This window comes from Nonomuraea muscovyensis (assembly GCF_014207745.1).
In the GTDB taxonomy this organism is placed as follows: domain Bacteria; phylum Actinomycetota; class Actinomycetes; order Streptosporangiales; family Streptosporangiaceae; genus Nonomuraea; species Nonomuraea muscovyensis.
The window spans coordinates 362,133-388,204 of the sequence record NZ_JACHJB010000004.1 but is presented as its reverse complement, the minus strand read 5'-3'; the positions used below and the strand labels follow the sequence as shown (position 1 = coordinate 388,204).

Annotated in this window: 20 protein-coding genes; 13 read left to right on the top strand and 7 right to left on the bottom strand. The window is 71.9% G+C overall.

What is annotated here, in order from left to right; genetic code table 11:
- The first annotated feature begins 67 nt into the window (after window positions 1-67).
- On the top strand, window positions 68-1,201 hold the full coding sequence (locus FHU36_RS46660; RefSeq protein WP_312892216.1) for a sensor histidine kinase: 1,134 nt from the start codon (window positions 68-70) through the stop codon (window positions 1,199-1,201).
- On the top strand, window positions 1,117-1,746 hold the full coding sequence (locus tag FHU36_RS39565; protein ID WP_185089237.1) for a response regulator: 630 nt from the start codon (window positions 1,117-1,119) through the stop codon (window positions 1,744-1,746). Before FHU36_RS46660 ends, FHU36_RS39565 begins: the two co-directional genes overlap by 85 nt.
- Window positions 1,747-1,878: 132 nt before the next feature.
- On the opposite strand, the gene typA is transcribed toward FHU36_RS39565, so the two are convergent.
- Window positions 1,879-3,729: a translational GTPase TypA gene (typA, locus tag FHU36_RS39560; protein ID WP_185089236.1), complete on the bottom strand. Its 1,851-nt coding sequence runs from the start codon at window positions 3,727-3,729 to the stop codon at window positions 1,879-1,881.
- Between the two features lie 198 nt (window positions 3,730-3,927).
- Here typA and FHU36_RS39555 point away from each other — a divergent pair, with 198 nt between their 5' ends.
- The 4 genes from FHU36_RS39555 to FHU36_RS39540 all read left to right on the top strand — a co-directional run bounded on the left by FHU36_RS39555 (window position 3,928) and on the right by FHU36_RS39540 (window position 9,463).
- Window positions 3,928-4,668: an AMP-binding protein gene (locus FHU36_RS39555; protein ID WP_185089235.1), complete on the top strand. Its 741-nt coding sequence runs from the start codon at window positions 3,928-3,930 to the stop codon at window positions 4,666-4,668.
- Window positions 4,669-4,720: 52 nt separating this feature from the next.
- Window positions 4,721-8,122 (top strand): LuxR C-terminal-related transcriptional regulator, encoded by a 3,402-nt coding sequence (locus tag FHU36_RS45275; RefSeq protein ID WP_246503234.1) that lies wholly within the window; start codon window positions 4,721-4,723, stop codon window positions 8,120-8,122.
- Between the two features lie 56 nt (window positions 8,123-8,178).
- Window positions 8,179-8,571, top strand: a complete 393-nt coding sequence (locus FHU36_RS39545; RefSeq protein ID WP_185089234.1) for an AMP-binding protein — start codon at window positions 8,179-8,181, stop codon at window positions 8,569-8,571.
- A 136-nt stretch (window positions 8,572-8,707) separates the two neighbouring features.
- Window positions 8,708-9,463, top strand: a complete 756-nt coding sequence (locus FHU36_RS39540) for an alpha/beta hydrolase (protein WP_185089233.1) — start codon at window positions 8,708-8,710, stop codon at window positions 9,461-9,463.
- A 235-nt stretch (window positions 9,464-9,698) separates the two neighbouring features.
- On the opposite strand, the gene FHU36_RS39535 is transcribed toward FHU36_RS39540, so the two are convergent.
- Window positions 9,699-11,132, bottom strand: coding sequence for an aldehyde dehydrogenase (locus tag FHU36_RS39535; RefSeq protein ID WP_185089232.1), 1,434 nt, complete (start codon window positions 11,130-11,132; stop codon window positions 9,699-9,701).
- A gap of 134 nt (window positions 11,133-11,266) precedes the next feature.
- Window positions 11,267-14,293, bottom strand: a complete 3,027-nt coding sequence (locus tag FHU36_RS39530; RefSeq protein WP_185089231.1) for a M14 family metallopeptidase — start codon at window positions 14,291-14,293, stop codon at window positions 11,267-11,269.
- A 250-nt stretch (window positions 14,294-14,543) separates the two neighbouring features.
- On the opposite strand from FHU36_RS39530, the gene FHU36_RS39525 reads away from it, so the two are divergent.
- Window positions 14,544-15,389: a coiled-coil domain-containing protein gene (locus tag FHU36_RS39525; protein WP_312892159.1), complete on the top strand. Its 846-nt coding sequence runs from the start codon at window positions 14,544-14,546 to the stop codon at window positions 15,387-15,389.
- Window positions 15,390-15,438: 49 nt separating this feature from the next.
- Here FHU36_RS39525 and FHU36_RS39520 read toward each other — a convergent pair whose 3' ends face one another.
- Window positions 15,439-16,755 carry a GH1 family beta-glucosidase gene (locus tag FHU36_RS39520; protein WP_185089712.1) on the bottom strand — a complete coding sequence of 439 codons (1,317 nt, stop codon included), beginning with the start codon at window positions 16,753-16,755 and terminating at the stop codon, window positions 15,439-15,441.
- 91 nt (window positions 16,756-16,846) lie between these two features.
- Here FHU36_RS39520 and FHU36_RS39515 point away from each other — a divergent pair, with 91 nt between their 5' ends.
- Window positions 16,847-17,485, top strand: coding sequence for a TetR/AcrR family transcriptional regulator (locus FHU36_RS39515; protein ID WP_185089229.1), 639 nt, complete (start codon window positions 16,847-16,849; stop codon window positions 17,483-17,485).
- A gap of 17 nt (window positions 17,486-17,502) precedes the next feature.
- On the opposite strand, the gene FHU36_RS39510 is transcribed toward FHU36_RS39515, so the two are convergent.
- A complete protein-coding gene (locus tag FHU36_RS39510) occupies window positions 17,503-18,426 on the bottom strand; it encodes an aldo/keto reductase (RefSeq protein ID WP_185089228.1) in 924 nt (307 codons plus the stop codon).
- An 82-nt stretch (window positions 18,427-18,508) separates the two neighbouring features.
- Between FHU36_RS39510 and FHU36_RS39505 the strand changes: the two genes are divergently transcribed.
- Both FHU36_RS39505 and FHU36_RS39500 read left to right on the top strand, forming a co-directional pair.
- Window positions 18,509-18,868 (top strand): MerR family transcriptional regulator, encoded by a 360-nt coding sequence (locus FHU36_RS39505; RefSeq protein ID WP_312892158.1) that lies wholly within the window; start codon window positions 18,509-18,511, stop codon window positions 18,866-18,868.
- A gap of 59 nt (window positions 18,869-18,927) precedes the next feature.
- A complete protein-coding gene (locus FHU36_RS39500; RefSeq protein ID WP_281394597.1) occupies window positions 18,928-20,310 on the top strand; it encodes a penicillin-binding transpeptidase domain-containing protein in 1,383 nt (460 codons plus the stop codon).
- Between the two features lie 79 nt (window positions 20,311-20,389).
- Here FHU36_RS39500 and FHU36_RS39495 read toward each other — a convergent pair whose 3' ends face one another.
- Window positions 20,390-22,195: an ABC transporter ATP-binding protein gene (locus FHU36_RS39495; protein WP_185089710.1), complete on the bottom strand. Its 1,806-nt coding sequence runs from the start codon at window positions 22,193-22,195 to the stop codon at window positions 20,390-20,392.
- Between the two features lie 247 nt (window positions 22,196-22,442).
- Here FHU36_RS39495 and FHU36_RS39490 point away from each other — a divergent pair, with 247 nt between their 5' ends.
- The 3 genes from FHU36_RS39490 to FHU36_RS39480 are packed head-to-tail and all read left to right on the top strand — an operon-like array spanning window position 22,443 to window position 25,528.
- Window positions 22,443-23,738, top strand: coding sequence for an ABC transporter substrate-binding protein (locus FHU36_RS39490; protein ID WP_221497358.1), 1,296 nt, complete (start codon window positions 22,443-22,445; stop codon window positions 23,736-23,738).
- A 57-nt stretch (window positions 23,739-23,795) separates the two neighbouring features.
- Window positions 23,796-24,677, top strand: coding sequence for a carbohydrate ABC transporter permease (locus tag FHU36_RS39485; RefSeq protein ID WP_185089226.1), 882 nt, complete (start codon window positions 23,796-23,798; stop codon window positions 24,675-24,677).
- Window positions 24,674-25,528, top strand: a complete 855-nt coding sequence (locus FHU36_RS39480; RefSeq protein ID WP_185089225.1) for a carbohydrate ABC transporter permease — start codon at window positions 24,674-24,676, stop codon at window positions 25,526-25,528. Before FHU36_RS39485 ends, FHU36_RS39480 begins: the two co-directional genes overlap by 4 nt.
- Here the strand turns inward: FHU36_RS39480 and FHU36_RS39475 are convergent.
- Window positions 25,525-25,989, bottom strand: a complete 465-nt coding sequence (locus FHU36_RS39475; RefSeq protein ID WP_185089224.1) for a PPOX class F420-dependent oxidoreductase — start codon at window positions 25,987-25,989, stop codon at window positions 25,525-25,527. The two genes, FHU36_RS39480 and FHU36_RS39475, sit on opposite strands and share 4 nt — an antisense overlap.
- Between the last annotated feature and the right edge of the window lie 83 nt (window positions 25,990-26,072).

Below are 26,072 nucleotides of genomic sequence, written 5' to 3'. Positions count from 1 at the left end.
GGCGAACGTGCCGTTCGGCACCTGGAGGCGGATCTCACCCGGACGTACAGTTGCTCCGGTGAGCTGGATGTGGGTCGCCGCCCTGGTGTCGGTGTCGTCGGCCGTCGCGGTGGCGGTGGCCGGGTCGTGCCGGCCGCGGTTCAGGCCGCGGCTGCCCGTGCCGACCTGCGTGGCCGCGACCGTTTCGGCGGCCGTCACCCTGGCGCACGTCGCCGGCATGGCGCGCCCCGCGTGGGGCGCCGAAGCGCTGGGGATGATCGAGAGCGTCGCGCTCATGGCGCTGGCCGGCCTGGTCGTCCGCCACGTGCCTGCCCGGCGGGCCGCGCCGGCCGCGCTGGCGGCGGGCCTGGCCTCGGCCGTCTGGCTGCTGCGCTTCTTCACGCCCGCCTCGCCGCTGGAAGGGGTGGGCGCGGCCGCGTTCTGGGGGCTGGGCGCGGTGCTGGCCGCCGCGGTGGGGGCCTACCTGCGTGCTCTTGAGGCACGCCAGGAGCGCGCCATGGCCGGCATGCGCACCGTCCTGCGGCTGCGGCTGGCCAGGGACCTGCACGACTTCCTCGCCCACGACATCAGCGAGATGGTGGCGCACGCCCAGGCGGGCCGGGCCGGCGGAGACCCGTCGCAGGCCCTCGAACGCGTCGAGGCCGCGGGCCAGCGGGCCCTGTCGATGCTGGACCGCACCCTGGACACGCTGCACCACGACCGGCCCCTCACCGCCGCCGGTGACCTGAACGGCATCCGCGAGGCGGCCGAGCGCTTCTCCGCCGCCGGCCCGGCGCGGGTCCATCTGCGCATGGACCCGGCCGTGACGGCTCCGGCCGACACCGCCGCCCTGGCCTGCCGCATCGTGATCGAAGGACTGAACAACGTCCGGCGGCACGCCGCCCGGGCGAGGCGGGTCGAGCTGGACGTCACAGCCGGATCCGGCGCCCTGGAGCTCACGATGACCAACGACGGCGTCGGCCGCACGCGCGGCGGCGGGCGGGGCGGCAGGAGGGGCGGGACCGGTCTGCCCGGCCTGACCGAGCTGGTCCAGGCGCAGGGCGGCGAGCTCGTCGCGCGGGCCCTGCCGGACGGCTGGTCGCTGACGGCCCGCCTGCCACTGGCACAATCGCTGGAGTGCCCACCCGCATCCTCATCGCCGACGACCAGGAGGGCATCCGCAGCGCCTTCCGCATCATCCTCGACGCCCAGCCCGACATGACCGTCGTCGGCGAGGCCGCCGACGGCCGCGCCGCGATCGACACCGCCACGGCGATCCGGCCCGACGTGGTGCTCGCCGACATCCGCATGCCCGGAGCCGACGGCATCGAGGTGACCCGCGCCCTGGCCGGCACCGGCATCCACGTGGTGATCGTCACCACGTTCGGGCTCGACGGGTACGTCCACACCGCGCTGCGGCACGGCGCCTCCGGGTTCGTGCTCAAACGATCCGGCCCCGCGCTGCTCGTCGAGGCGATCCGGGCCGCGATGAACGGCGACATGCTCATCAGCCCGCAACTCACCGTCCGGCTGCTGCGCGAGCGCGGCCTGCCGCGGCAACAGCCGGACGTCGTCCTGACCGAGCGCGAGGACGAGGTCGTGAGGCTCGTCGCGCAGGGCAGGACCAACGCCGAGATCGCGGCCGAGCTGTTCCTCTCTCCCGGCACGGTCAAGAACCACGTCGCGGCCGTCCAGCGCAAGACCGGCGCGCGGAACCGGGTCGCCGTCGCGGCCTGGGCCTGGGCCACCGGCCGAGCCGAACCGTGACCGCGTGCCCGTGACCGCGCCCGCGTGCCCGTGTGCTGTCCCGGCGCCCCGAACGCCGGAGCCGCCCCCGCCGTGACGGCGCGAGGCGGCTCGGGACAGTGCGTGACGGTTGCGGGCGGCGGACGGCTCCGGTCAGGCGCGCTTGGCCCGGGCGGCGGTGCGGTTGCGGGTGGCGGCGTCGAGGACGACCTTGCGGATGCGCACCGCGTCGGGCGTGATCTCCACGCACTCGTCCTCGCGGATGAACTCCAGCGCCTGCTCCAGCGACAGGACGCGCGGCGGGATCACCTTCTCGGTCTCCTCGCTGGTGGAGGAGCGCATGTTGGTGAGCTTCTTCTCCTTGGTGATGTTGACGTCCATGTCGTCGGACCGGGAGTTCTCGCCGACGATCATCCCCTCGTACACCTCGGTGGTGGGGGAGACGAACAGGGTGCCGCGTTCCTGCAGATTGAGCATGGCGAACGCCGTCACCGGGCCGGAGCGGTCGGCCACCAGCGAGCCGTTGTTGCGGGTGCGCAGCTCGCCGAACCACGGCTCGTAGGAGTCGAACACGTGGTGCACCAGGCCGGTGCCGCGCGTCTCGGTGAGGAACTCGGTGCGGAAGCCGATCAGGCCGCGCGCCGGCACCACGAACTCCATCCGGATCCAGCCGGTGCCGTGGTTGGTCATGTGCTCCATGCGGCCCTTGCGGACGGCGAGGAGCTGGGTGACCGCGCCCAGGTATTCCTCCGGGCAGTCGACCGTGAGGCGCTCGACCGGCTCGTGCACCTTGCCGTCGATCGTCCTGGTGACCACCTGCGGCTTGCCGACGGTCAGCTCGTAGCCCTCGCGGCGCATCTGCTCGACCAGGATGGCCAGCGCCAGCTCGCCACGGCCCTGCACCTCCCACGCGTCGGGCCGGTCGGTGGGCAGCACGCGCAGCGAGACGTTGCCGACGAGCTCCTTGTCGAGACGGTCCTTGACCATGCGGGCGGTGACCTTGGAGCCCTTGACCTTGCCGACCAGCGGCGAGGTGTTGGTGCCGATGGTCATCGAGATGGCCGGCTCGTCGACCGTGATCAGCGGCAGCGGGCGCGGGTCGTCGGGGTCGGCCAGCGTCTCACCGATCATGATGTCGGGGATGCCGGCGATGGCGATGATGTCACCGGGCCCGGCCTCCTCGGCGGGCTTGCGCTCCAGCGCCTCGGTCATCAGCAGCTCGGTGATCTTCACCCGCTGGATCGTGCCGTCGGTGCGGCACCAGCCCACCTGCTGGCCCTTGCGCAGCACACCCTGGTGGATGCGGCACAGCGCGATGCGGCCGAGGTAGGAGGAGGCGTCGAGGTTGGTGACGTGGGCCTGCAGCGGCGCGTTCGGGTCGTACGTCGGAGCCGGGATCGTCGACTTGATGATGTCGAACAGGGGCTCCAGGTCCTCGGAGTCGGGCATGCCGCCGTCCTCGGGCCGGTTGAGCGAGGCACGGCCGGCCTTGGCCGAGGCGTAGACGATCGGGAAGTCGATCTGCTCCTCGGTCGCGTCGAGGTCCATGAAGAGCTCGTAGACCTCGTCGACGACCTCCTTGATGCGGGCGTCGGGCCGGTCGACCTTGTTGATGCACAGGATCACCGGCATCTTCGCGGCCAGCGCCTTGCGCAGCACGAAGCGGGTCTGCGGCAGCGGGCCCTCGGAGGCGTCGACCAGCAGCACGACGCCGTCGACCATCGACAGGCCGCGCTCGACCTCACCGCCGAAGTCGGCGTGGCCGGGGGTGTCGATGATGTTGATGGTCATGCCGCCGTGCTGGACGGCGGTGTTCTTGGCGAGAATGGTGATGCCCTTCTCGCGCTCCAGGTCGTTGGAGTCCATGACCCGGTCGTCCACGTCCTGGTTGGCGCGGAAGGCCCCGGACTGCCAGAGCATGGCGTCGACCAGTGTGGTCTTGCCATGGTCGACGTGCGCGATGATCGCGATGTTCCGCAGGTCGTCGCGGCTGTTCAAAGGCATGATGAGGTCTCGCTCTGTGTCGTGGGGCCACCACGCGATGGCGCGGCGCCATCAAGTCTAGTTGATCCCTTCAGATGCCCTCTGCGTCCGTCCGCACCGATCCCGCCCGCGGGTGCCCGTCCCCGGGGGGCTGACGTACATATGCGGTTGCACATTTGTACGCATGCCCGCGGGGCCTGGGGTCCCTACATTGGCGGCATGACCTGGACAGAGCTGGTGATGGGGGCGGCCCCGACACGCGGGGAGCGGCCCGCGGTGACCGACGTGCGCACCGGCGAGGTCCTCTCCCATGCGGCGTTCGCCCGGCGGGTCACCAGATCGGCCGCCGGGCTGCGCCGCCACGGGCTCCGCTACGGCGACCGGGTGCTCGTCGACGTCCCGCTCGGCGCCGGGTTCGCCGTCGCGGTGCACTCGGTGGCCTGGTCGGGCGGGGTGGCCGTGCTGGGCTCGCGGGGCAGCGCCCGCATGATGATCGTCCACCGCCGCCTGGATCCCGCCGCCGAGGTCGAGCGGGTGTTCTCGCTGGAGCCGATCCCGGGCGCGACGCCGTTCGCCGAGCTGATGGGCGACGCGACCGTGGAGTTCGGGCCGCTGGCCGGTCCGGCGCTCGGCGTGGACGGCGGGCGCGTCCTGCACCACGACGAGCTGGCCGACGACCTGCGCGCGCTGTCCGCCCGCGTCGTCGTCGGCAGGGGCGACGTGGTCCTCGCGGCGGTGAGCGACATCGTGAAGGGGCTGCGCGTGCTCGACCTGGCCCTGATGACGGGCGCGCACGTGGTGGTCGCGCAGGAGCCGACGCTGACGGGCTGCCGGGTGCTGGCCCACGAGCACGCCGTGACGCTCGCCGTCGCCCCGTTCGAGCTGGCGAGGAGGCTGTCCGGCGATCCCGCGCTGCGTGTCGTCGACGAAAGGGCACTGGCCGGTTCGCTGGCCCTGTGAGAAGTGCGACACTGTGGGAGAGTGTGATCCTTCCGCAACGCAGGGTGACCACATGCCGCAACCCCCCAGGCACAACCTTCCGGCCGAGCCCAACCGCTTCGTCGGACGTGACAGAGATCTTGACGAGCTGTCCGGGCTGCTCGTCGACGCGCGCGCGGTGACGCTGTGCGGCGTCGGCGGCATCGGCAAGACGCGGCTGGCCCTGCGCGTCGCCGCCCGGCTCGTGCCCGCCTACCCGGCGGGCGTGTGGCTGGTCGAGCTGGCCAGGATCGGCCACGCCGAGCAGGTCGAGCAGGAGCTGGCCAGGGTCCTCGGCGTGCGCGAGGAGACTGGCCGGCCGCTGCTCGACACCGTGGCCGCCCGGCTGGGCGACACCCGCTGCCTGCTGCTGCTCGACAACTGCGAGCACCTGGTCGACCGGTGCGCCGAGGTGAGCGCCCGGCTGCTCGCCGGCTGCCCGCGGCTGAGCATCCTGGCCACCAGCAGGGAGCCGCTGCGCATCGCGGGCGAGCTGGTGTGGCGGGTGCCGCCGCTCGACCTGCCCGAGCCCGGCGCATCCGGTCCGGGTGCGCCTCTCGCCGAGGCGGTGCGGCTGTTCCTCGACCGGGCCGCCGCCGCGGGCACCCGGCTGGGCGAGGAGAGCCTCGCCGACACCGTGCGGCTCTGCCGGGCCCTCGACGGGCTGCCGCTGGCGCTGGAGCTGGCCGCGGCGCGCACGAGCCTGCTCAGCCCCGGGCAGATCGCCGACCGCATCGACGACCGCTTCTCCCTGCTGACCACGGGCGGGCGGACGGCGCCCGCCAGGCAGCGCACGCTGCTCGCCGCCGTCGAGTGGAGTCATGACCTGCTGTCGGTCCACGAGCAGGTGCTGCTGCGCCGCCTGTCGGTGTTCGCCGGGGCGTTCGACCTCGACCTCGCCGAGCGGACCTGCGCCGCCCCGCCCCTGTCCCGGCCGGAGATGGTCGAGCTGCTGGGCGGCCTGGTCGACAAGTCCCTGGTGCAGTGCGACGAGGACCGCAGACGCTACCGGCTGCTGGAGACCATCAAACGGTTCGCGGCCGGGCGGCTGGAGGCGGCCGGGGAGCGTGACGCCCTACGCGACCGCCACCTGAGTGTGCTGTGCGAGCTGCAGCGACACCACTTCACCACCGAGATGGCCGAGGGTCGCGTGCCGTGGCCGCGCAGGCTGGCCGCGCTGACCGCCGGCCGGGCTCTGGCCGACGACGTGCGGGTGGCGCTCGACTGGGCGGTCGAGTCCCGCAACGCGTGGCTCGGGTTGCAGTTGTGCTTCCACAGCACGGGCCTGCTGCCGGTCAGCGGGCTGACGGAGATCGTGGGCTGGGCCGAGCGGCTGCTCGCCCTCGACCTGTCCGGCGTGCCCGACGACCAGGTGGCCCAGGCCAAGGCCTACCTCGCCTACGGGCTGGAGGCGCGCGACGAGCTGGACCGTTCGCTGCGGCTGGCCCGCGAGGCCATCGACGGGCTCGACGGCGCCGGCCCGTTCGCGATGGGCGTCATGCACAGCCTGTTCGTCATGGTGCTGCTGCGCCTGGGCCGGCCGGAGGAGGCGCTGCGCCACGCGCGGCAGGGCCTGGAGCTGGCCACGGCCGCCGACGACCCGTGGAACCAGGCGTCCGGGCTGGCCGGGCTGTCGGCTGTGGCGCTCGTCCGCGGGCGGCTGCGCGAGGCGCAGCGGCACGGCGAGCTGGCCCTGCAGCGGGCCGGCGAGCACGGCCACCGGTGGATCATGGCGAGGGCGGCGACGCAGCTCGGCGCGGTGGCCGAGGCGCGCGGCGACCTGGTGACGGCGATGGCCCACTACGAGATGGCCGTGCCCTGGCTGTGCGAGCTGGGCAGCGGCGTGGAGCTGGCCCGCTGCCTGGCGCGGGGCGGCAGGGTGGCGGCGATGCTGCACGAGTTCGCGGCGGCAAGGCAACGCCTCGGCCGCAGCCTCGCGCTGAGCAGGCGCACCGGCCAGCGCCAGGGCGTGGCCCGGTGCCTGGTCGGCCTGTCCGTGCTGGCCGAGGCCGAGGGCGACCTGGAGGGCGCCGTGCTGACCGCCGCCGCGGCGGCCGGCCTGCGGGAGGAGATTCGGCAGCACAGCGCGAGCAGCCGCACGGAGGGCCTGCTCGCCCGGGCGCGCGCCAAGCTCGGCGACGGCCGCACCGTGGCGCTCTGGTCGCGGGGCATGACGATGACCCCCGACGCCGCCGCCCACCACGTCCTCGACAGCGCCCCGCCGACCCGCCCCCCCGGCCTGACCGCCCCTCCTGTCCTGACCGGCGCTGCCGGCCCGACCGGCGTGAACTGCACTCCAGGCACACCGGACACTCCAGGCACGCCGAGTACTCCAGGCACGCCGAGTACTTCGGGCACGCCGGGTACTTCGGGCGTGCCGGGTACTTCGGGCGTGCCGGGTACTTCGGGCGTGCCGGGTACTTCGGGCGTGCCGGGTACTTCAGGTATGCCTGGCACTCCAGGCACGTCCGGCCCTCCTGCCCTGACTGGCGCTGCCGGCCCGACCGGCGTGAACTGCACCTCAGGCACTCCAGGCACGCTAGGCACCTCAGGCACTCCAGGCATGCTGGGCACTCCAGGCACACTGGATACCCCAGGCACGCTGGGCACTCCAGGCACCCCAGGCACCCCAGGTACGCCCGGCGTGGCGGCCGGTGCTCCCGGCCTGTCCGGCGTGACCAGGGTGTCCGCGGTGCCCGGCGTCGGCGCGCCCGGCCTGTCGGGCGCGTCCGGCGTGACCGAAGCGTCCGGCGTGACCGGCGTGCCCGAAGCTCCCGGCCTGACGGGAGCGGCCGGCGCGAGCGCTTCCGGAGTGCCCGGCGCGTCTGGCTCGCCCGGTGTGACCGGCACGTCCGACGCGCTTGGACTGGCCGGCACGCACGGCACGTCCGATACGACCGTGGTATCCGGTGCCTCCGGCACGTCCGGCTCGGCGGGCGCGCACGGCACGTTCGGGCCGACGGACGCATCCGGTACGGCCGGCACGCCCGGTTTGGCCGGCACGCCCGGTTTGGCCGGCACGCCCGGCTTGGCCGGGGTGCCCGGCCGCACCGCCGGGCCGGGCGGCGAGGACGGCGAGTCGCCCTGGGAGGTGGGCGGCGTCCTCGGCGGTGTCGGCGCCGTGGAAGGCGTCACCGGCGGTGGGGGTGCTGTCGGTGTGGGCGCTGCCCCTGGGGGTGTGGGCGGGGTCAGCCGTCAGGCGGGCGGTGCCGGTGGGCTTGCTGGTGGGGTGCGGCGCTCGCCGTTGACGGCGCGCGAGCAGGAGATCGCCGCACTGCTGACCCGGGGGTTGTCCAACCGGGCCATCGCCGAGGAACTCGTGATCAGCCCGGCCACCGTGGCGCGGCACATCGCCAACATCATGGACAAGCTTGGCCACACCTCCCGGGCGCAGATCGCGGTGTGGGCGGCCCAGCACCTGAGGGTGTCTGCATAGGGATCTGCATATTCCGCCCCATGTCGGGATGAGATGCCCTGCTTACCGTGGGGCATATGGGTGAGCGCATCGTCATGGTCGACTCGGACACGGGGCTGGGCCTCACCGAGGGTCAGCTCGACGCGCGGTCGGCCGCCGCGTCCGTCCGGTTGCGACGCCGCGGGGTGCGGGCGGGCGACCCGGTGCTCGTCTGCCTGCCGGTCGGGCCGGACCTGCTGGTGGCGACCGACGCGGTGATCGCCGCCGGCGGCGTCGTCTGGGCGGTTCCGCCTGGGCTCGACACCTCGGCCCTGCGCAGGCGCATTCTGGCCAGTCACGCGCGGGTGATGATCTCCGACCTGCCGCAGGCCATGGAGGCCGCCGACGGGTCGCACGTGCGGATGGTGGTGAGCGTGGCCGACCTGGGCGAGGGCGGCGACGCGCGGAGCCGGGAAGGCGGGTGCCGGTGATGCGTCCGGGTCGCTGCGGCGGGTGAGGCGGCGGTGGGCGGTGGGTGTGGACGGTGGGAGGTTGAGGGCGGGGCCGGTCGGGGTGGGCGGGCGACCGTAGGCTCGGGACATGCCGTTCGCGTCCAGTTTTCCGGTCATGCTCCGCACCGATGACGGCGTGCGCATCGACGCCGCGCACACTCCGCCCGTCCACCCCGGCGACGGTGGGGGAGGGGAGGGGGGTGCCGGGGTGGGGATCGTGGTGGCGCACGGGTTCACGGGGTCGTGGCGGGAGCGGACGGCGCGGCGGATCGTGCACGTGCTGAGCGGGTACGGCGGGGTAGTGGCGTTCGACTTCCGGGGACACGGCCGGTCGAGCGGGGAGTCCACCGTGGGCGATCTTGAGATCCTCGACGTGGCCGCGGCCGTCCGGCACGCGCGGGTCGTCGGCTACGACAGGATCGCGGTGGTCGGGTTCTCGATGGGGGCGGCGGTGGCCCTTCGCCACGCGGCCCTGCACCGGGGCGTCGACGCGGTCGTGGCGGTGAGCGGCCCGGCCCGGTGGTACTACCGGGGCACCAAGCCGATGCGGCAGGTGCACTGGGCCATCGAGCAGCCGGTCGGGCGGCTGGCGGCCCGGATGGCCAAGCGCACGAGGATCGCCCGCGGCCGGTGGGACCCGATCCCGATGCCGCCGCACGAGGCCGCCGGGCTCGTCTCACCGGCGCCGTTGCTCGTCGTGCACGGCGACAGCGACACGTTCTTCCCGCTGGAGCACGCGCACCAGCTCTACGACGGCGCCCGCGAGCCCAAGGAGCTGTGGATCGAGCCCGGGTACGGTCACGCCGAGTCCGCGGCCACCCCCGAGCTCATCCATCGCATCGGAAAATGGATCACGACGAACCTTTCCTGAGTGAGATGCGTCTACCTAGGGCGGATGGAAGAAAACCGCCGGGAGAAGTCCTTGGGGAAGGAAACCGCCGCAGGTGGTTGCCGTAGGACATACTTCATGTAGCGGGACGGTTGCCCAGTGTGGTCTGCGGGGCAGCGGACGGGCACCTAGCGTTGCGGGGGCGCGCTGGGTGCCGTCCACCGCGAGCAGGGCTCCGGGCACGAGGCCGGAGCCCTGCCGGGACGCGGCAGCAGGGTCAGCCCAGCCGGGCGATGGTCTTGTACTCCAGGTAGCCGTTGAGCCCCTCGGGGCCCAGCTCACGCCCGATGCCGCTGGCCTTGTAGCCGCCGAACGGCGCGTTCGACTCCAGCATGAAGCAGTTGATCCCGTACGTGCCGGTGCGCACCTGCCGGGCCACGTCCATGCCGTGGTCGGCGTCGGCCGTCCAGACGGTGCCCGCCAGGCCGTAGTCGCTGTCGTTGGCGATGCGGACGGCGTCGGCCTCGTCCTCGTACGGGATGACGACGAGCACGGGGCCGAAGATCTCCTCACGCGCGATGCGCATGTCGTTGCCCACCCCGGCGAAGACGGTCGGGGCGACGTACCATCCCCGCTCGTACGGCCGGTCGAGCCCGCCCACGACGACCTTGGCGCCCTCCTCCATGCCGATCCTGATGTAGCCCTCGACGCGTTCCCGCTGCCGCTCGGCGACCAGCGGGCCGATGCCGGTGGCGGGGTCGGCCGGGTCTCCGACGGGCTGGGAGGTGACCATGCCGGCTACGGCCTCCACCACCTCGTCGTAGCGGTTGCGGGAGGCGAGGATGCGGGTCTGCGCGACGCACGCCTGGCCGTTGTTCATGAGGGAGGCGATCGCCAGCATGCCCATGCTGGAGGCCAGGTCGGCGTCGTCCAGGACGATGGCCGCCGACTTGCCGCCCAGTTCCAGGCTGACCCGCTTGAGCTGCTCGCCGCAGATGGAGGCGATGCGGCGGCCGGCGGCGGTCGAGCCGGTGAAGGCCACCTTGTCCACGCCCGGGTGGGACACCAGGTGCTCGCCCGCCTCGCGCCCGGCGGGCACGATGTTGAGCACGCCCGCCGGGAGGCCGGCCTCTTGCGCCATCTCGGCCAGCAGGTAGGCGTCGAGCGGTGTCTCGGGGGCGGGCTTGAGCACGATCGCGCAGCCCGCCAGCAACGCGGGGGCGATCTTGGTCATGGCGACGAACTGGGGGACGTTCCACGGCACGATGGCCGCCACGACGCCGACCGGCTCGCGCCGCACGGTCGTCGGCCCGAACAGGCCGGGCCGCTGCTCCTCCTGCTGGAACGTCCTGCCGAGCTCGGCGTAGTACTGGAGCATGCCGAGCGGCTGCGGAGCCTGGGCGAGCTGGGAGAAGGTGATGGGGGAGCCCATCTCCTCGGTGATGAGCGCGGCCATCTCCGCCTGCCGGGCCGCGTAGATCTCGGCCAGCCGGCCGATCACTTCGGCGCGTTCGGCGAACGTCATGCGCGGCCAGGGACCGTGGTCGAACGCCTCGCGCGCGGCGGCGACGGCCCGGTCCATGTCGGCGTTGGTGCCGTCGGGCACGCGGCCCACGACCTGCTCGGTGTGGGGGGAGATGACGTCGATGGTTCCGGTGCCGGCCGGGGCCACCCATTCGCCCCCGATGTACAGCGTGTCGTGCTGGCGCATGTCGTGAGCCTCCTGCTTGACCGAATGCTTGCTTGTTTCCGTACAGTCTCAAGGCGACCGAATCATGTTCTGTGCATGCGCGCAAGAGGGGCACGGCGCCTGCCGTGCCCCTGCGCGAGGCCGGGATCAGGAGGTCAGCGCGGGTCTCCGATCAGGTGGCGCATCGACCGCTTCACCACGTCGGTCCGCATGGCCTGCGTGGTCAGGCTCTCCACACCGAAGCCCAGGTAGACGGTGTCCTTGGTGGTGACGCCGCCGCCCTCCTCGAAGACCTGGTCCGTGCGGGACCAGTTGTTGATCGAGAGGGAGGTGCCCTCCGGCGGGTCCGAGACCGCCCAGCCGCCGAGGTCGGACTCGAACGACGTCTGCTCCGCCGTGGCGCCGTCCAGCGTGACCGCGAGGTCGTCGAGGAAGACGCCCGCGCCCTGGGTGCCCCAGTCGCTGATGTACGAGATGGACAGCTCGACCCGCTTGCCCGCGTACGGGGTCAGGTCGATCTTCCACTGCTGCCAGCCGGCGGAGTTGCCGGAGGCGGCGTGCCAGGCGCCGGAGGTGCCGGTGGGCTCGCAGCCCGGCCCCTGGTAGCGCTGGGTGAACGGGTGGATGACGCGCCAGCCCGCGCCGCCGCTCGGCGGGTCGCAGCTGCTGCCGGTCGCCTGCGAGGTGTGGCCGTTGGCGTCGGGGAGCGTGGTCCAGTCGTCCTGGCCGGCCGTGCGGGCCTCCACGGTGAGGAAGTCCCATTCGGCCTCGGTGTCGTAGGAGGTCCAGAACGACAGGTCGCCCCCGCTCCTGCCGGTCAGGTCGATGGTCTTGGTCAGCCGCTTCCAGGAGACGTCGGCGATCCCGCTGTAGACGTCCCAGGAACCGGTGTGCGGGTCGAACGGGCCGCCCGGCCGTACCCACTTGACCGGAGCCGAGGCGGCGAACCGCGGGAAGCGCTGCGCGGGCAGGATCGCCGAGGTGGCCACGAAGGAGTTGGTGTGGCTGGGCTCCAGCGTGGCCGCGAAGCCGTCGAAACGGCCGCCCGAGCCCTTCAGCGCGAACGGCTGACCGGTGCCGTGGTCGGTGCCCGCGTCGTCGAAGTACACGTAGGCGCCCAGGTAGTACTGCTGGAAGTCGTTGAACACCGGGATGCACGGCGGGTCGCCGGGCTCCGTGCACTCCGGCCGCGCCGGTTGGTCGGGCTGGTAGTAGTACGCCCCGTTGGCGTTCTGCGCGTAGGAGGGGTACTTGCCGGCGTGCAGCAGCTTGCCGCCCTCGTTCAGGTAGTCGCGCACGGCCAGCTCGGTGTCGACGCCGGCCTTGGCGACGGTGCCGCCCACCTGGCCGGTGCTCCTCGGGATGATGTCGTCGCCCGTCTCCCACACCACGGCCTGGTAATGGCTGAGCACGCCGAGCGGGTGCGGCGCCTTACGTCCCATCGTGTCCAGGTCGTACACGTCGGAGGTGTAACCGGCCTCGTCGAGCGCCCGCACGTACTCGGCCGCGTACTTGGCCTCGGTGCCGCCCTGGACCGGGCTGATACCGGTCACGTCCTCGGCGGCCAGCACGAGCACCTTCCCGCCGATGTCCTCGGCGACCCGGTAGGTGAAGTCGGCGCTTCGCTTGCCCGGCGCGGTGAACCACACCTTGACGCTGTCGCCCGGCTTGGTGCCGGTGATCGTGCCGCGCATCCGGTGGTAGTAGCGGTCGTAGCCCTCGCCGTAGCGTTCGCCGCCCTTCCACTCGCCGGTCCTGGCCACCTTGGTCCGGCCGCCGTTGACCTGGTAGTTGAGCAGCACCGGGCCGAGCCGGCGCTTGGCGTTGACCTGGACCACCTGGTTCCTGCCGTGGCTGACCTCGAACGGGTCGAGCACGAAGTCCGGGGTCCTGTTGCCCAGGTGGCTGACCGGCTCGACGGGGTTGACCGCCGAGCGGGCGACGTCGAGGGCGAACGGGAGGTTCTTCTCGAACTCGGCCTGCACCAGCGCCTCGTCGTCGGGGAAGACGAAGCCGCAGCCGTCACAGCCCTCGTTCAGCTCCGGCGTCCACGACAGCGTGCCGTACCTGTAGTGCGCCTGGTCGTTGGTGTCGCCGTTCGTCGTGTACAGCTCCGCGCCGAGGTCGGGGTCGAAGCCCGGGACCGCCGGCCGGTCGTCGGTGCCGGTCAGGGCCTCGTAGATCGGGTTGTCGGCCGTCTCCGTGGCGATCTGCACGCCGATCGGGTAGAGCAGCAGCGGGCCGTACGAGTGGTAGTTGAGCTGCATCTCGAAGCCGACGCGCCTGAGCAGCCCGTCCATGGCCTTGGTCTCCGGCTCGCTGGCCGGGCCGGCGCCGCGGTAGGTCTCGCTGCTCGGGATGGACGAGGAGCCCTCCTCGTCGTAGTGGAAGTTCGTGGGGAAGTTGCGGTTGGGGTCGACTCCGTCGCCGGTGGTGATCTTCCCGTCGCCGTTGTTGTCGCGCAGGTTCTTGCGCCACAGGCGGTTGCCCTCGGTGAAGGTGAAGTCGTAGCCGTCGGGGTTGGCCACCGGTACGAACCACAGCTCGGTCCTGGTGAGCAGGTCGCGAAGCGCCGTCCTGTTGGCCACCACGTGCTTCAGCAGCCGCATGTCCACCTCGGCGGCGATCCATTCGCGGGCGTGCTGCGTGGCCGAGAAGAGCGTGGCGGGCTTGAGCCCGTCGGGCAGCGTCCTGGCCAGGTTGCTGACCTTGACCGCGAGGATGTCCTGGCCCTTCAGCGACTTGCCGATGGACTGGAGCTTGACGATGTCCTTGTTGGCGTTCGCGATGGCCTTGAGCTGGTCGGCGATGCCGCCGGGCTCGGAGTAGGACCTCCAGATGGTGTAGCCGCCCGCCGCCTGGGCCTTGGCGGCCTCCAACTGGGTCTGGCCACGGGTGTTGCGCACGGGCTCCGGCTTGAGCCCGAGCTTGCGCAGCCCCTCGAGGTCGGCCTGGGCCGCGGTCAGCTCGACGTGCTCCTTGCCGGCGCCGGCCTCCTCCTGGACGACGTCGTAACCCTTCTCCCTGAGGGTGTGCGCGGTGCCCGGCGAGCCGTCGAGCTCGTAGAGCTCGATCCGGTCGGCGGATGGTAACGGGTCGGTCGCCGCCTGCGCTTCCACGGCTGCCAGGGACGTGCCCAGGCCGAGGACGACGGCGAGGGCGAGGGCTGAGGTTCGCGACACGGTCTGCCCCTTCGCAGAGACGAGTTCGTCGCCATCTCAAACCGGCCCTCCGATCTTGGCAAGGCCCAATCTTTATCTTGACCTTATGTACTGAAAAATCGTGATATAGATCGCCAACCCATACGGGTTGTCCTGTTCAGGTGACAGCATTCAAGATCATCTTCTATAGTTTCGGTCCGTCTATGAGGGGAGGGCGGGCGTGAAAACGGGTCGTTTTGCCCTTTTTGTCGTCCTCCTGGCCGGGCTGTTCGTGTTCCCCTTCCAGCCCGGGGCCTCCGCCGACCCCAGCCCGGCCCAGTTGCGCAAGCTCACCAAGGACGCGGCTCGGCTCAACCAGCTCTACCGTGGCCAGATCCAGAGCCTGGAAGAGTTGCGCATCCAGGCCAAACGCGCCCTCGACAACTCCGACGGCCTGCAGAAGCGGCTCGACGCCGCCAGGACCGAGGTCAGGACCATCGCGCAGACGACCTACATCGCCGGCCCGATCGACGGCTTCCAGCTCTTCTCCTTCAAGACCGAGCCCCACGCGATGCTGGGCCAGGCGGCGAACCTCGGCCACATGGCCGAGGAGCGCATCCACAAGGTCAGGCGCGTCGAGAAGATGATCGAGGACGCCAAGAAGGCCAAGCTCGCCGCCAACGACAAGATCAAGAAGATGGAGCGGGAGGTCAAGACCCTCATGGGCAAGCGCCGCGAGGTGGAGCGGCTGCTCGCGAAGTACGGCTTCCAGCAGCCCGGCGGCGCCGAGGGGCTCACCCAGCGCATGATCTCGGTCCGCGCCGAGGTCATGCAGAACTTCCCCATGCCCCACGGCGTCGGCTGCCTGCGCCGCGGCGACCCCGGCGAGCACGGCAAGGGCCGGGCCTGCGACTTCATGATCTCCGGTGGTGGCTCGGTGGCCGGCGGGGCCGACGCCGCGCGGGGCGACGCGCTGGCGGAGTGGCTGATCCAGAACGGGTCACGGCTCGGCGTGATGTACATCATCTGGAAGCAGCGCTACTACGACATCCGCTCGGGCGGCGGCTGGGACCCCATGTCCGACCGCGGCGGTGCCACCGCCAACCACTACGACCACGTCCACGTGTCGGTGTTCTGACCCGGCCACGCCGCGCCACGCCACGACGACGGCGGCGGGGCCGAGCGGTTCAGTGGCCGGCCAGGAAGTCCCTGTACCAGCGGAAGGACGCCTTCGGGGTGCGGCGCTGGGTGGCGAAGTCCACGTGGACGAGGCCGAAGCGCTGGTGGTAGCCCTCGGCCCACTCGAAGTTGTCCAGCAGCGACCAGACGAAGTAGCCCCGCACGTCCACGCCCTCGGCGCGGGCCCGCTCCATGGCGGCGATGTGGTCGCGCAGGAACGCGATCCGCTCCTGGTCGTCCACGCCCTCGGGGGTGAGCTCGTCGGGCTGGGAGCAGCCGTTCTCGGTGACGTAGATCGGTGGGAGGGCGGCGCCGTAGCGGTCGCGCAGGCCGGTGAGCAGCTCGCGCAGGCCGTCGGGCACGACCGGCCAGCCGAAGGCGGTGGTCGGATGGCCGGTGATGCCGACGTCGGCGAACGGCAGGCCGGGCTCGGCGCCTGCCGGGGCGGCGATGCGCGTGGGGTTGTAGTAGTTGACCCCCAGGCCGTCCAGCGGGGCGGCGATCGTGGCCAGGTCGCCGTCGCGGACGCCCAGCGCGTCGTCCGGCGCGTCGACACCGTACGCCGACAGGTCGGGGTAGCGGCCGAGGAGCACCGGGTCGGCGAACAGCCTGTTGTGCAGGACGTCGTAGGCGTCGGCGGCCGCCACGTCCTGCGGCGAGCCGGAGGCGGGCCGGACGGGCGTGCAGTTGTTGGTGAGCAGCACCTGCTCGGCCCCGGCCGCCCGCAGCGCCCGCACGGCCAGCCCGTGGCCGAGAAGCTGGTGGTGGGCCACGGGCAGCGCGTCGAGCAGCAGCGCCTGGCCCGGCGCGTGGATGCCCATGCCGTACCCGAAGGCCATGTGGACGAACGGCTCGTTCAGCGTGATCCACATGCGCACCCGGTCGGCGAGCCGCTCGGCGACGACCGCCGCGTAGTCGGCGAACCAGCCGGCGACGTCGCGGTTCAGCCAGCCGCCGCGGTCCTGCAGCGCCTGCGGCAGGTCCCAGTGGAACAGCGTCGGCACCGGCGTGATGCCCGCGGCCAGCAGCCCGTCCACCAGCCGGTCGTAGAAGTCGAGGCCCTGGGGGTTCGGGGCGCCGATCCCCTCGGGCAGGACGCGCGGCCAGGAGATCGAGAACCGGTAGGCGCCGGCGCCCAGCTCGCTCATGAGCGCCACGTCCTCGCGCCACCGGTGGTAGTGGTCGCAGGCCACGTCGCCGGTGTGCCCGTCGCGCACGCGGCCGGGTTCGTGCGCGAAGGTGTCCCAGACGGACGGCCCCCGGCCGTCCTCGCCGGTGGCTCCCTCGATCTGGTAGGCGGCCGTGGCCGTGCCCCACAGGAACATCTCGTCTCCCCACTGATTATGAGTGAGGCTCATGTTATCTGACGGCGCCGGAGGCGCCCTTTACCGTTCGGTAATACGCCAGGATGGGGACATGACCAGTACCTTGCGGCGCCGCCCCGCCCAACGCCGCAGCGTCGAACGGGTCGAGCGCATGCTCGACGAGTGCGCCCGGCTCCTCGACGAGGTCGGCTACGAGGCTCTGACCACGAAGGAGGTCGCGCGCCGCGCGGAGGTGCCGATCGGCACCTTCTACCAGTTCTTCCCCGACAAGCAGGGGCTGGTGCGGGCCCTGGCGCTGCGCAACCTCGACGCGTTCCTGGAGCGCGTGACCGAGCGGATCGCGCGGGCCGACCTCGGCCACTGGACCGACCTCGTCGAGTTGGCCGTCGACGAGTTCGTCGCGATGAAGCGCACCACCCCCGGCTTCGCGGTGGTCGACTTCGGCGAGGTGCTCACCGCGCCCGGCGGGCCCGCGATCGAGGGCAGCGACCGGATGCTCGACGCCGCGCTGGAGAACAACGCGGTCGTGGCCGACCGGCTGCGGGCGCTCACGCTCGACCTGCTGGACGCTCCCGCCGGCCCCGGCCTCGACCGGGCGCTGCTGGTGGCGGTGGAGGCCACCGACGCGGTGCTGAAGCTGGCGTTCCGGATGGACCCCGAGGGCGATCCGGCGATGATCGCCGAGTGCAAGCTGCTGGTCCGCCGCTACCTGGCCGACCACCTGCCCTGACCGTGTCAGGCGGCGGCTCAGCCTGCCGCGTCCAGCCGTGCGCGCAGCTCGTCGTCCAGCTTGACCTCCGTCGCGGCGATCGCCTCGTCGAGCTGCGCCAGGCTGGAGACGCCGACGATGGGGACGTGGCCGCCGGCCAGGATCCAGGCCAGCACCACCTGGTTCGGCGTCACCCCCAGCTCCGCGGCCACCTCCCGCAGCACGGCCAGCCGCCGCGTCGTGCCCGGGTGGTCGTAGGACTCCGGCAGCGGGCGGTCCGCGCGGGTGTAGCGGCCCGCCATCAGCGTGTTGTACGCCCACAGCGTCACGTCCGGCTCCGCGCGCAGGTAGTCGAGCATCTCGTCCGAGGCGATCACGTGGCCCGTCTCGGCGAGCCGGGTGAACGGGCGCGGACGCAGGTAGGTGTGGCGGAGCTGGACGTGCGTGTAGGGCAGCCAGCCGTGCGCGGCCGAGGTGTTCCGGGCGCGCTCCAGGCGCCAGGCGGGCACGTTGCTGGCGCCCACGCTCTGCACCTTGCCCTGCCGGGCGAGCGCGTCGAAGGCGCCCAGGGTCTCCTCAAGGCGTACCGAACGGTCCTCGATATGCGCCCAGTAGACGTCGATCCGGTCGGTGCGCAGCCGCCGCAGGCTGGCCTCGGCGGCGCGGGCGACGGCGGCGGCGGACAGCCCCTCCGCCGAGTCCAGCGTCCTGTCGCCGGGCGTCGTGGGCCGGGCGCCCGCCTTCGTGCCGACGACCATGGCGTCGCGGTTGCCCCGCGCGGCCAGCCAGGCGCCGATGGTCTGCTCGCTCTCGTCGCCCGAGCAGCCCTCCACCCAGAACGGATAGTTGTTCGAGGTGTCCAGCATCGTGCCACCGGCCTCGTGGAACCGGTCGAGGATCGCGAACGAGTCCCGCTCGCTGACGGTCGTGCCGAAAGGAATGGTGCCGAGTGCGATGTTCATGGTGGTTCACTCTGGCGGCTGGAGCGGACTCCAGGTCAAGAGGGTTGACCTGGAGCCCACTCCAGGTGGGATCCTCGAACCCGTGAGCGTGTACACACCCGCCGAGGTCGTCGAGGAGACCGGCTTCACCCTCGACACCCTGCGCTACTACGAGAAGATCGGCCTGCTGGAGCCCGTCGAGCGCAACGCCGCCGGTCAGCGCCGGTTCAGCGACAGCGACGTGAGCTGGTTGGGGCTGGTCCGCTGCCTGCGCGACACGGGCATGCCGATCGCCCAGATGCTCCGCTTCGCCGAGCTGGTGCGCGCGGGCGATCACACCATCCCCGACCGGATCCGGCTGCTGGAGGAGCACGACCGCCGTATCCAGGGCCAGATCGCCAACCTCACCGAACGGCAGCACTACATCTCCAACAAGATTTCCTACTACCGCAGCGTTCTGTAGCCCTCGCTTGGCAGTCCGGTTGTTAATCAGGACGCATGGCCGGGCCCAGGGCGAGACGGATGAACATCCCGCTGCGCCGCGTCGCCGTGACGTGCGCGGTGCTGCTGTTCGCGCTGCTGGCCAACGTGACCTACCTGCAGGCGTTCGGCCCGCGTGACCTGGTCGCCGACCGCCGCAACGAGCGTACCCTGCTCGCCAGGTACGCCCACCCGCGCGGTGACATCCTCACCCACGAGGGCCGGGTCCTCGCGACCAGCGCCGCGACGGACACGGGTCCGTTCCGGCACCGGCGGGTCTACCCCGGCGGGAGGATGTACGCGCCCGTGACCGGGCACTTCTCGCTGCACCGGGCCGCCGGCCTCGAACGGGCCGAGGACGCCGTGCTGTCCGGCTCCCATCCCAGCGTCCGGGTGCGGACGCTGGTCCGGGACGGCCGGCCCGAGGGCGCCGACGTGCGGCTCACCATCAGGCACCGCGTCCAGCAGGCCGCCTACCAGAGCCTCGCCCGCGCCGGCCGGCCGGGAGCCGCGGTGGCGATCGACCCGGTGACGGGCGCGATCCTGGCCCTGGCCAGCTATCCGTCGTACGACCCGGCCGGCCACGCGGTCCAGGACGCCGGCACGGTGGACGCGGTCGACCGGCTGCTGCGCGGCGATCCGGCGCAACCGATGCTCAACCGGGCCCTGCGCCGCGCCTACCCGCCGGGCCCGGCGTCCGAGGTGGTCACCGCCGCCGCCGCGCTCGCCTCCGGGGAGTACACGATCGCCTCGCCGATCACCGCGCGCGCCGGGGAGGTGGCGCCACCGCTGAGCCTCCCGGCCGGCTCGCCCGGCCCGGGCGAGCGGTCCTGCGGGAACGGCCGTCCCACGCTGGCGCACGCCTTCCGGCTCTCCTGCGCGGCCGCGTTCGCCGCTCTCAGGGTTCAGCTCGGCCCGGACCTGCTGCGCGACCAGGCGGAGGCTTTCGGGTTCAACGCGGCCGACCTGACCGTGCCGCTGCGCGTGGCGGCCAGCACCTTCCCGGCCGGGCTCGACCGGTCCGGCACCGCCCTGTCGGCCGCCGGGCTGCCCGACCGGGCCACGCCCCTGATGATCGCCATGCTCTCGGCGGCCGTGGCCAACGGAGGGGTGGCGATGCGGCCGTACCTGGTGGAGGAGGTGCGCCTCCCGGACGGGTCGATCATCAACCGTGCCGGCCCGAGACCCTACCGGACCGCCATGTCGCCCGCGCTGGCCGGCCAGCTGACCATCCTCATGGCCACGGCCACCCGGCCGGACCTGGCCCTGCAGGGGGTGGAGGTGGCGGCCAAGCCGGGCCCGGATGTCGTCACCGCCTTCGCCCCGGCCACGGCGCCGGAGGTGGCGGTGGGGGTCGTCCTCGAACCGGGGACCGCCCCGGCGGCCCCCGTCGCCCGCGCCATCCTCCGGGCCGCCCTGTCGTGACGGCGGCGGCAGCCTGCCCGAGGTGCGGGTCTTCGGGTGGCGGCGGTCTTGGGGGCCCCGGAGTCCGGACGGGGGCGGGTCAGCGGTAGGCGGAGGACTGGAGGGTGTAGAGGTCGGCGTAGAGGCCGTCGAGTGCCATGAGGGTGTCGTGGTCGCCCTGCTCGATGATCTTGCCGTGGTCGAGGACGTAGATGCGGTCGGCGTAGCGGACACTGGCCAGGCGGTGGGTGATGAGCAGGACCGTGCGCCCGTCGGAGTGGCCGCGGATGCGCTCGAACAGGGCGTGCTCGGCCCGGGCGTCGAGGGCGGCGGTGGGCTCGTCGCAGATGAGCAGGTCGGCGTCGCGGTGGAAGCCGCGCGCCACGGCGATGCGCTGCCACTGGCCGCCCGACAGCTCATGGCCGTCCTTGAAGCGGCGGTCGAGCAGGGTGCGGTAGCCGTGCGGCAGCTCGGCGATCACCTCGTGGGCCCCGGCGACCGAGGCCGCCGCGTGCAGGGCGGGCTCGCCCTTGCCGGTGCCCATCGTGATGTTGTAGCGGGCGGTGAGCGGCCAGCGGGTGTGGTCCTGGGCGATGACCGCGGTGCGCTCGCGGATCGCCTCGGGGGAGACCTCGCGCAGGTCGACGTCGTCCCACAGGACGGTGCCGCTGTCGGCCTCGTAGAGGCCGGCCAGGATCTTGGCGAGGGTCGTCTTGCCGGAGCCGTTCTCGCCGACGAAGGCGATCACCTCACCGCGCTTGATCTCCAACGACACGCCGCGCAGCGCGGGCGCATCGGCGCCGGGGTAGGTGAAGGCGGCGTCGACCACGCTGATCCGCTCGAAGCGCTCGGGCGGGGTGGTGGGACGCGGCTCGCCCAGGCGGCGCTCGGCGTCGGCGCAGAAGTCGAGGAAGTCCGTGAAGTAGAGGCCGTCCTCGTAGAGCCGGTTGGTGGAGTGCAGGAGGCTGGCCAGCGAGGTCGCGCCGGACCTGATGGCGAGCACGGCCGTGCCGGCGACGGCGAGCGGGATCGCGCCGACGGCGAGCAGGATCCCGAGCGCGACGTAGACCAGGCCGCTGCCGAGCCCGCCCAGCGCCTCGCCGACGAGGCGGGCGATCGTCTGGCGCCTGGCCAGCCGCAGCATGACCTCCTGCTCGGCCCGCGCCACCGCGTCGTACATGCGCAGCAGGAAGTCGCGCATGGTGAACGAGCGGACCTCCGCCGCGGGGTCGCGCTCGGCCAGCAGCTCGGCGATGATCCACTTGCGGCGCATCGCCGGGATGAGCGCGTTGAGCGTGGAGTAGCGCATCCGCGCGCTGCGCACGGCCGCCCAGGCGTCGGGCAGCACGGCGAGCAGCAGCAGCGGCAGCAGGACGGGGTGGAGCACGCCGAGCACCCCGGCCACGGCGGCGATGCCGACGGCGGCCGTCACCACGTCGACGGCGGAGCTGACCACGGAGTCGGCCATCGCCACGCCGCGCGTCCTGGCCCGCTGGAGCGAGTCGTGGAACTCGGGGTCGTCGTAGGAGACCAGCTCGACCCGGCTCGTCAGGCCGAAGAGGCGCTCCTCGGTCTGGCGGGTGATCTGCGGCTCCAGGCGGGACTGCGCCCACCCCGCCCCGGCCTGCACGGCGGTGCGCAGCGCCGCCGCGGCGGCGACCAGCACGAGACTGGGCAGCGCGGCCCGCACCCGGTCGGGTGTCGGCCCGTCCTGGAACAGCGCTGTCAGCGCACCCGTGGTGGCCAGCAGCCCGAAGGCCGTGAAGACGCCGCCCAGGAGGTTGAGCACGATGGTGGCCAGCGTGTCGCGTGGGCTGGCCCGCCACGCCAGGCTCATGGCGTGGCGCACCAGGGAGGGCAGCCGGCGGGCGATGGGCAGGAAGCCCACCTCGGTCATCTTGTCCATGTGGGCGTGCCAGTTGGAAAGGGAGATCTCACCGAGTTCGAGGGGTTCGTCGGCCACGCTCAGGAGTGTGCCCGGCCGGACCGACAATTCCCCGTCCTAGATCAGGTGGGCCTGAGTTTGCGGACCTGTTATCCGCCCATGCCTTGACGGTGAGGAGTGCCAAGTGGGTTGATGGCCGTACTGACAACGTTGTCAAAATCACCACTTCGGGGGTTTCACGAAGGGATGGTGTGCGATGCGGCGAAAGTTGCGATCACGCTGGACGGCCGCCGCGGCGGCCGTGATGGCGGGCGTGTTGAGCCTGTCGGCCTGTGGCGGTGGCGGCGACCAGGCGGCGCAGCCCAGCCCGGGCGGCGGTGACGCCAAGAAGCAGGTCGAGGTGTTCTCCTGGTGGACGGGACCGGGCGAGGCCGACGGCCTGCAGGCGATGCGGAAGATCTTCGAGCAGCAGAACCCGTCCTACACCTTCTTCGACGCGGCGGTGGCCGGCGGCTCCGGTGACAAGGCCAAGGCGCTGTTGCAGTCGAAGCTGCAGGCCGACACCCCGCCCGACACCTTCCAGGGGCACGCGGGCGCCGAGTTGCAGGGCTACATCAAGGCGGGCGACCTGGAGGAGCTCAACTCCCTCTACGACGAGCTGAAGCTCAAGGACGTCTTCCCGCCCCAGCTCATCGAGCAGATCAGCGTCCAGGGCAAGATCTACTCGGTGCCGGTGAACATCCACCGGTCCAACGTGCTGTGGTTCAACCCGGCGGTGCTGGAGGAGGCCGGGGTCGCGGGCGCGCCGAAGACGCTGGAGGAGTTCGTCGCGGCGCTGGAGAAGGTCAAGGCCAAGGGCAAGATCCCGCTGTCGGTCGGGTCGGAGTGGACCGTCACCCACCTGCTGGAGAGCGTCCTGCTCGGCTCGCTCGGCACCGACGCCTACAACGCGCTGTTCAAGCCGGGCGCCGACTGGAACAGCCCGCAGGTGACCAGGGCGCTGGAGCAGTTCAAGACGATCCTGTCGTACGCGGGCGACCCGCAGGACGACTGGCAGCCGGCGGCCAAGCAGGTCGCCGACGGCGAGGCCGCCTTCAACATCATGGGCGACTGGGCGTACGGCTACTTCCACAACCCGCCGGAGGGCGGCCTGGGCAAGCAGTCGAAGACCGACTTCGACTGGGCGCCCGCGCCCGGCACCGAGGGCACCTACCTGTGGCTGTCCGACAGCTTCACCCTGCCCAAGGGCGCCAAGAACCGTGACGGGGCGCTCGCCTGGCTCAAGGTCGCGGCGAGCAAGGAGGGCCAGGACGCCTTCAACCCGAAGAAGGGCTCCATCCCGGCCCGCAAGGACGCCGACCAGTCGCTCTACACCGACTACCTGGCCGACGCGCTGAAGGACTGGTCGGGCGACAAGCTCGCGGGGTCCATCCAGCACGGCGTGGCCGTGAACCAGCCGTGGCTGGCCGCCGTCAACGAGGCCGTGGGCCTGTTCATGGGCACGAAGGACGTGCCCGCGCTGCAGAAGGCGCTGGCCGAGGCCGCGCAGGCCAACGCCCAGTGACCCGGGGCGAGGCGGGCGGCCCCGGTCGCCCGCCTCGCCCGCTTGGAGGAGGTGCTCGTGAGTCGGGTACGCACCTGGCTGCCCGGCCTGCTCCTCGTCGCCCCGTCGATCGTGGCGATCGGCGTGTTCGTGTACGGCATGCTGGGCTGGAACTTCCGGCTGGCCATGACCGACAAGCACGACGAGGTGTCGGAGGGCAGGTTCGTCGGCCTGGAGAACTTCATCAGCCTCTGGGATCAGCCCAGATGGCACATATCGGTCAACCACGCGATCATGTTCACGATCGCGTTCGTGCTGGGCGCGCTGGTGCTCGGCTGGTTCCTCGCCTTCCTCATGGAGAAGGGGATCAGGGGCGAGGGCACGTTCCGGGCCATCTACCTCTTCCCGATGGCCGTCTCGTTCGTCGCGACCGGCATCGTGTGGCGGTGGCTGATGAACTCGGGGATGGAGGAGCGGGCGGTCGGGTTCAACCGGCTGTTCGACGCGATCGGGCTGCCGCAGTGGCAGTGGTTCCGGGACCCGGACTGGGGGATGGCCGCCATGGCCCTCCCCGCCATCTGGCAGATGTCCGGATATGTCATGGCACTGTTCCTGGCCGGTTTCCGGGGCGTGCCCGAGGAGCTGCGCGAGGCCGCGCGGGTGGACGGCTGCACCGAGTGGGGCGTCTACCGGCACGTGGTGCTGCCGCTGCTGCGCCCGGTGACGCTCTCGGCGCTGATCATCCTCGGGCACATCTCGCTGAAGGTGTTCGACCTGATCGTGGCGGTGTCGGGCAAGCAGATCATCACCGACGTGCCCGCGGTGTTCATGTGGGTGGCGGTGTTCGACTCCCACGACCCGGCCAAGGGCGCCACCATCGCCTCGTACATCGTGCTCAGCGTGGCGGTCTTCGTCATCCCGTACCTGATCTGGTCCGTACGCAGGGAGAGGCGGTCATGACAGCGGTCGCGGCCGGGCGCCGCAGGGCGTCCACCGGAGTGCGGATCGGCGTGCTGGTGGTGTTCGTCGTCGTCTTCCTGATCCCGATCTACGTGCTGCTGGTCACCAGCTTCAAGCCGCTCACCGAGGCCGACCCGGGTCAGGCGTGGAACCTGCCGCGGACCTGGACCGTCGAGGCGTGGCGGGTGGCCTGGGAGAAGCTGGCGCCGGGCCTGTGGAACAGCGTGCTGCTCGCGGTGCCCGGTTCGCTGCTGTCGTGCGCGCTGGGCTCCATGAACGGGTACGTGCTGTCCAAATGGCGCTTCCCCGGCGCCGACCTGCTGTTCACGTTGTTCCTGTTCGGCATGTTCATCCCGTACCAGGGCGTCATGATCCCGCTGGTGCAGCTCCTTGTGGGGCTGAACGAGCTGACCGGGCTGCAGTTCTACGGCGCCATCCCCGGGCTGGTGCTGGCGCACGTGGTCTACGGCATCCCGATCTGCACGCTGATCTTCCGCAACTACTACGTCACCATCCCCGACGAGCTGATCGAGGCGTCGCGGGTGGACGGCGCGGGCATGCTGCGCACCTACTGGTCGGTGGTGCTGCCGGTCTCCGGGCCGGCGATCGCCGTAGTGATCATCTGGCAGTTCACCTCGCTGTGGAACGACTTCCTGTTCGCGGTGTTCCTGACCGGACCGCAGAGCTGGCCCGCCACCGTGATGCTGAACAACATCGCCGGGGCCCAGGCCACGCCCTACAGCCAGCAGATGGCGGCGGCCATCCTGGCGTCGGTCCCGACGATGCTCATCTACGTGCTGCTGGGCCGCTTCTTCATGCGCGGCCTGATGGCGGGCGCGCTGAAGGGCTAGCTGGGGCCGCTGATGTCGAGCGCCGTCCCGTACAGCCGATCCACTTTCAGCCGGATGACCACCCGGCGCTCGGCGACGAGCTGCGCCAGGAACGCGTCCTCGTCCGCCGGCTTCGCGGCCTCCGGAATCATCGCGAGCAGCTCCCGCCCGACCGGGTCACCCGGGACGGTCGTGCTCTCGGAGACCTCGGCCTCGCCCTCGGCGACGGCGAACGACCAGACGTCACCGCCCTGCACGTGCAGAGCCGCGCGCGGGTCGCGCCGCAGGTGCTTGACCTTGATGCGGTCTGCCGTCGTGGAGAACCGGACGACGCGGGCCTCGGGGTCCCAGCTGAAAAGCATGGTGGTCAGATGAGGATGACCACTGCGCTTGTTGGTGGCGAGGGTGCCGAACTGCTGCCCGCCCAGCAGGTCGGAGAGGGCTTCGTCGGACAGCGGGCGAGGCGAGGGACCTTGACTCATGACGTGCGCAACCTCCGTGTGCGCCTGGGCATTCCACGGCAGCCGGAAACCCGGCTCCCGGCTTTCGCGGCGGGCCCCGGCGC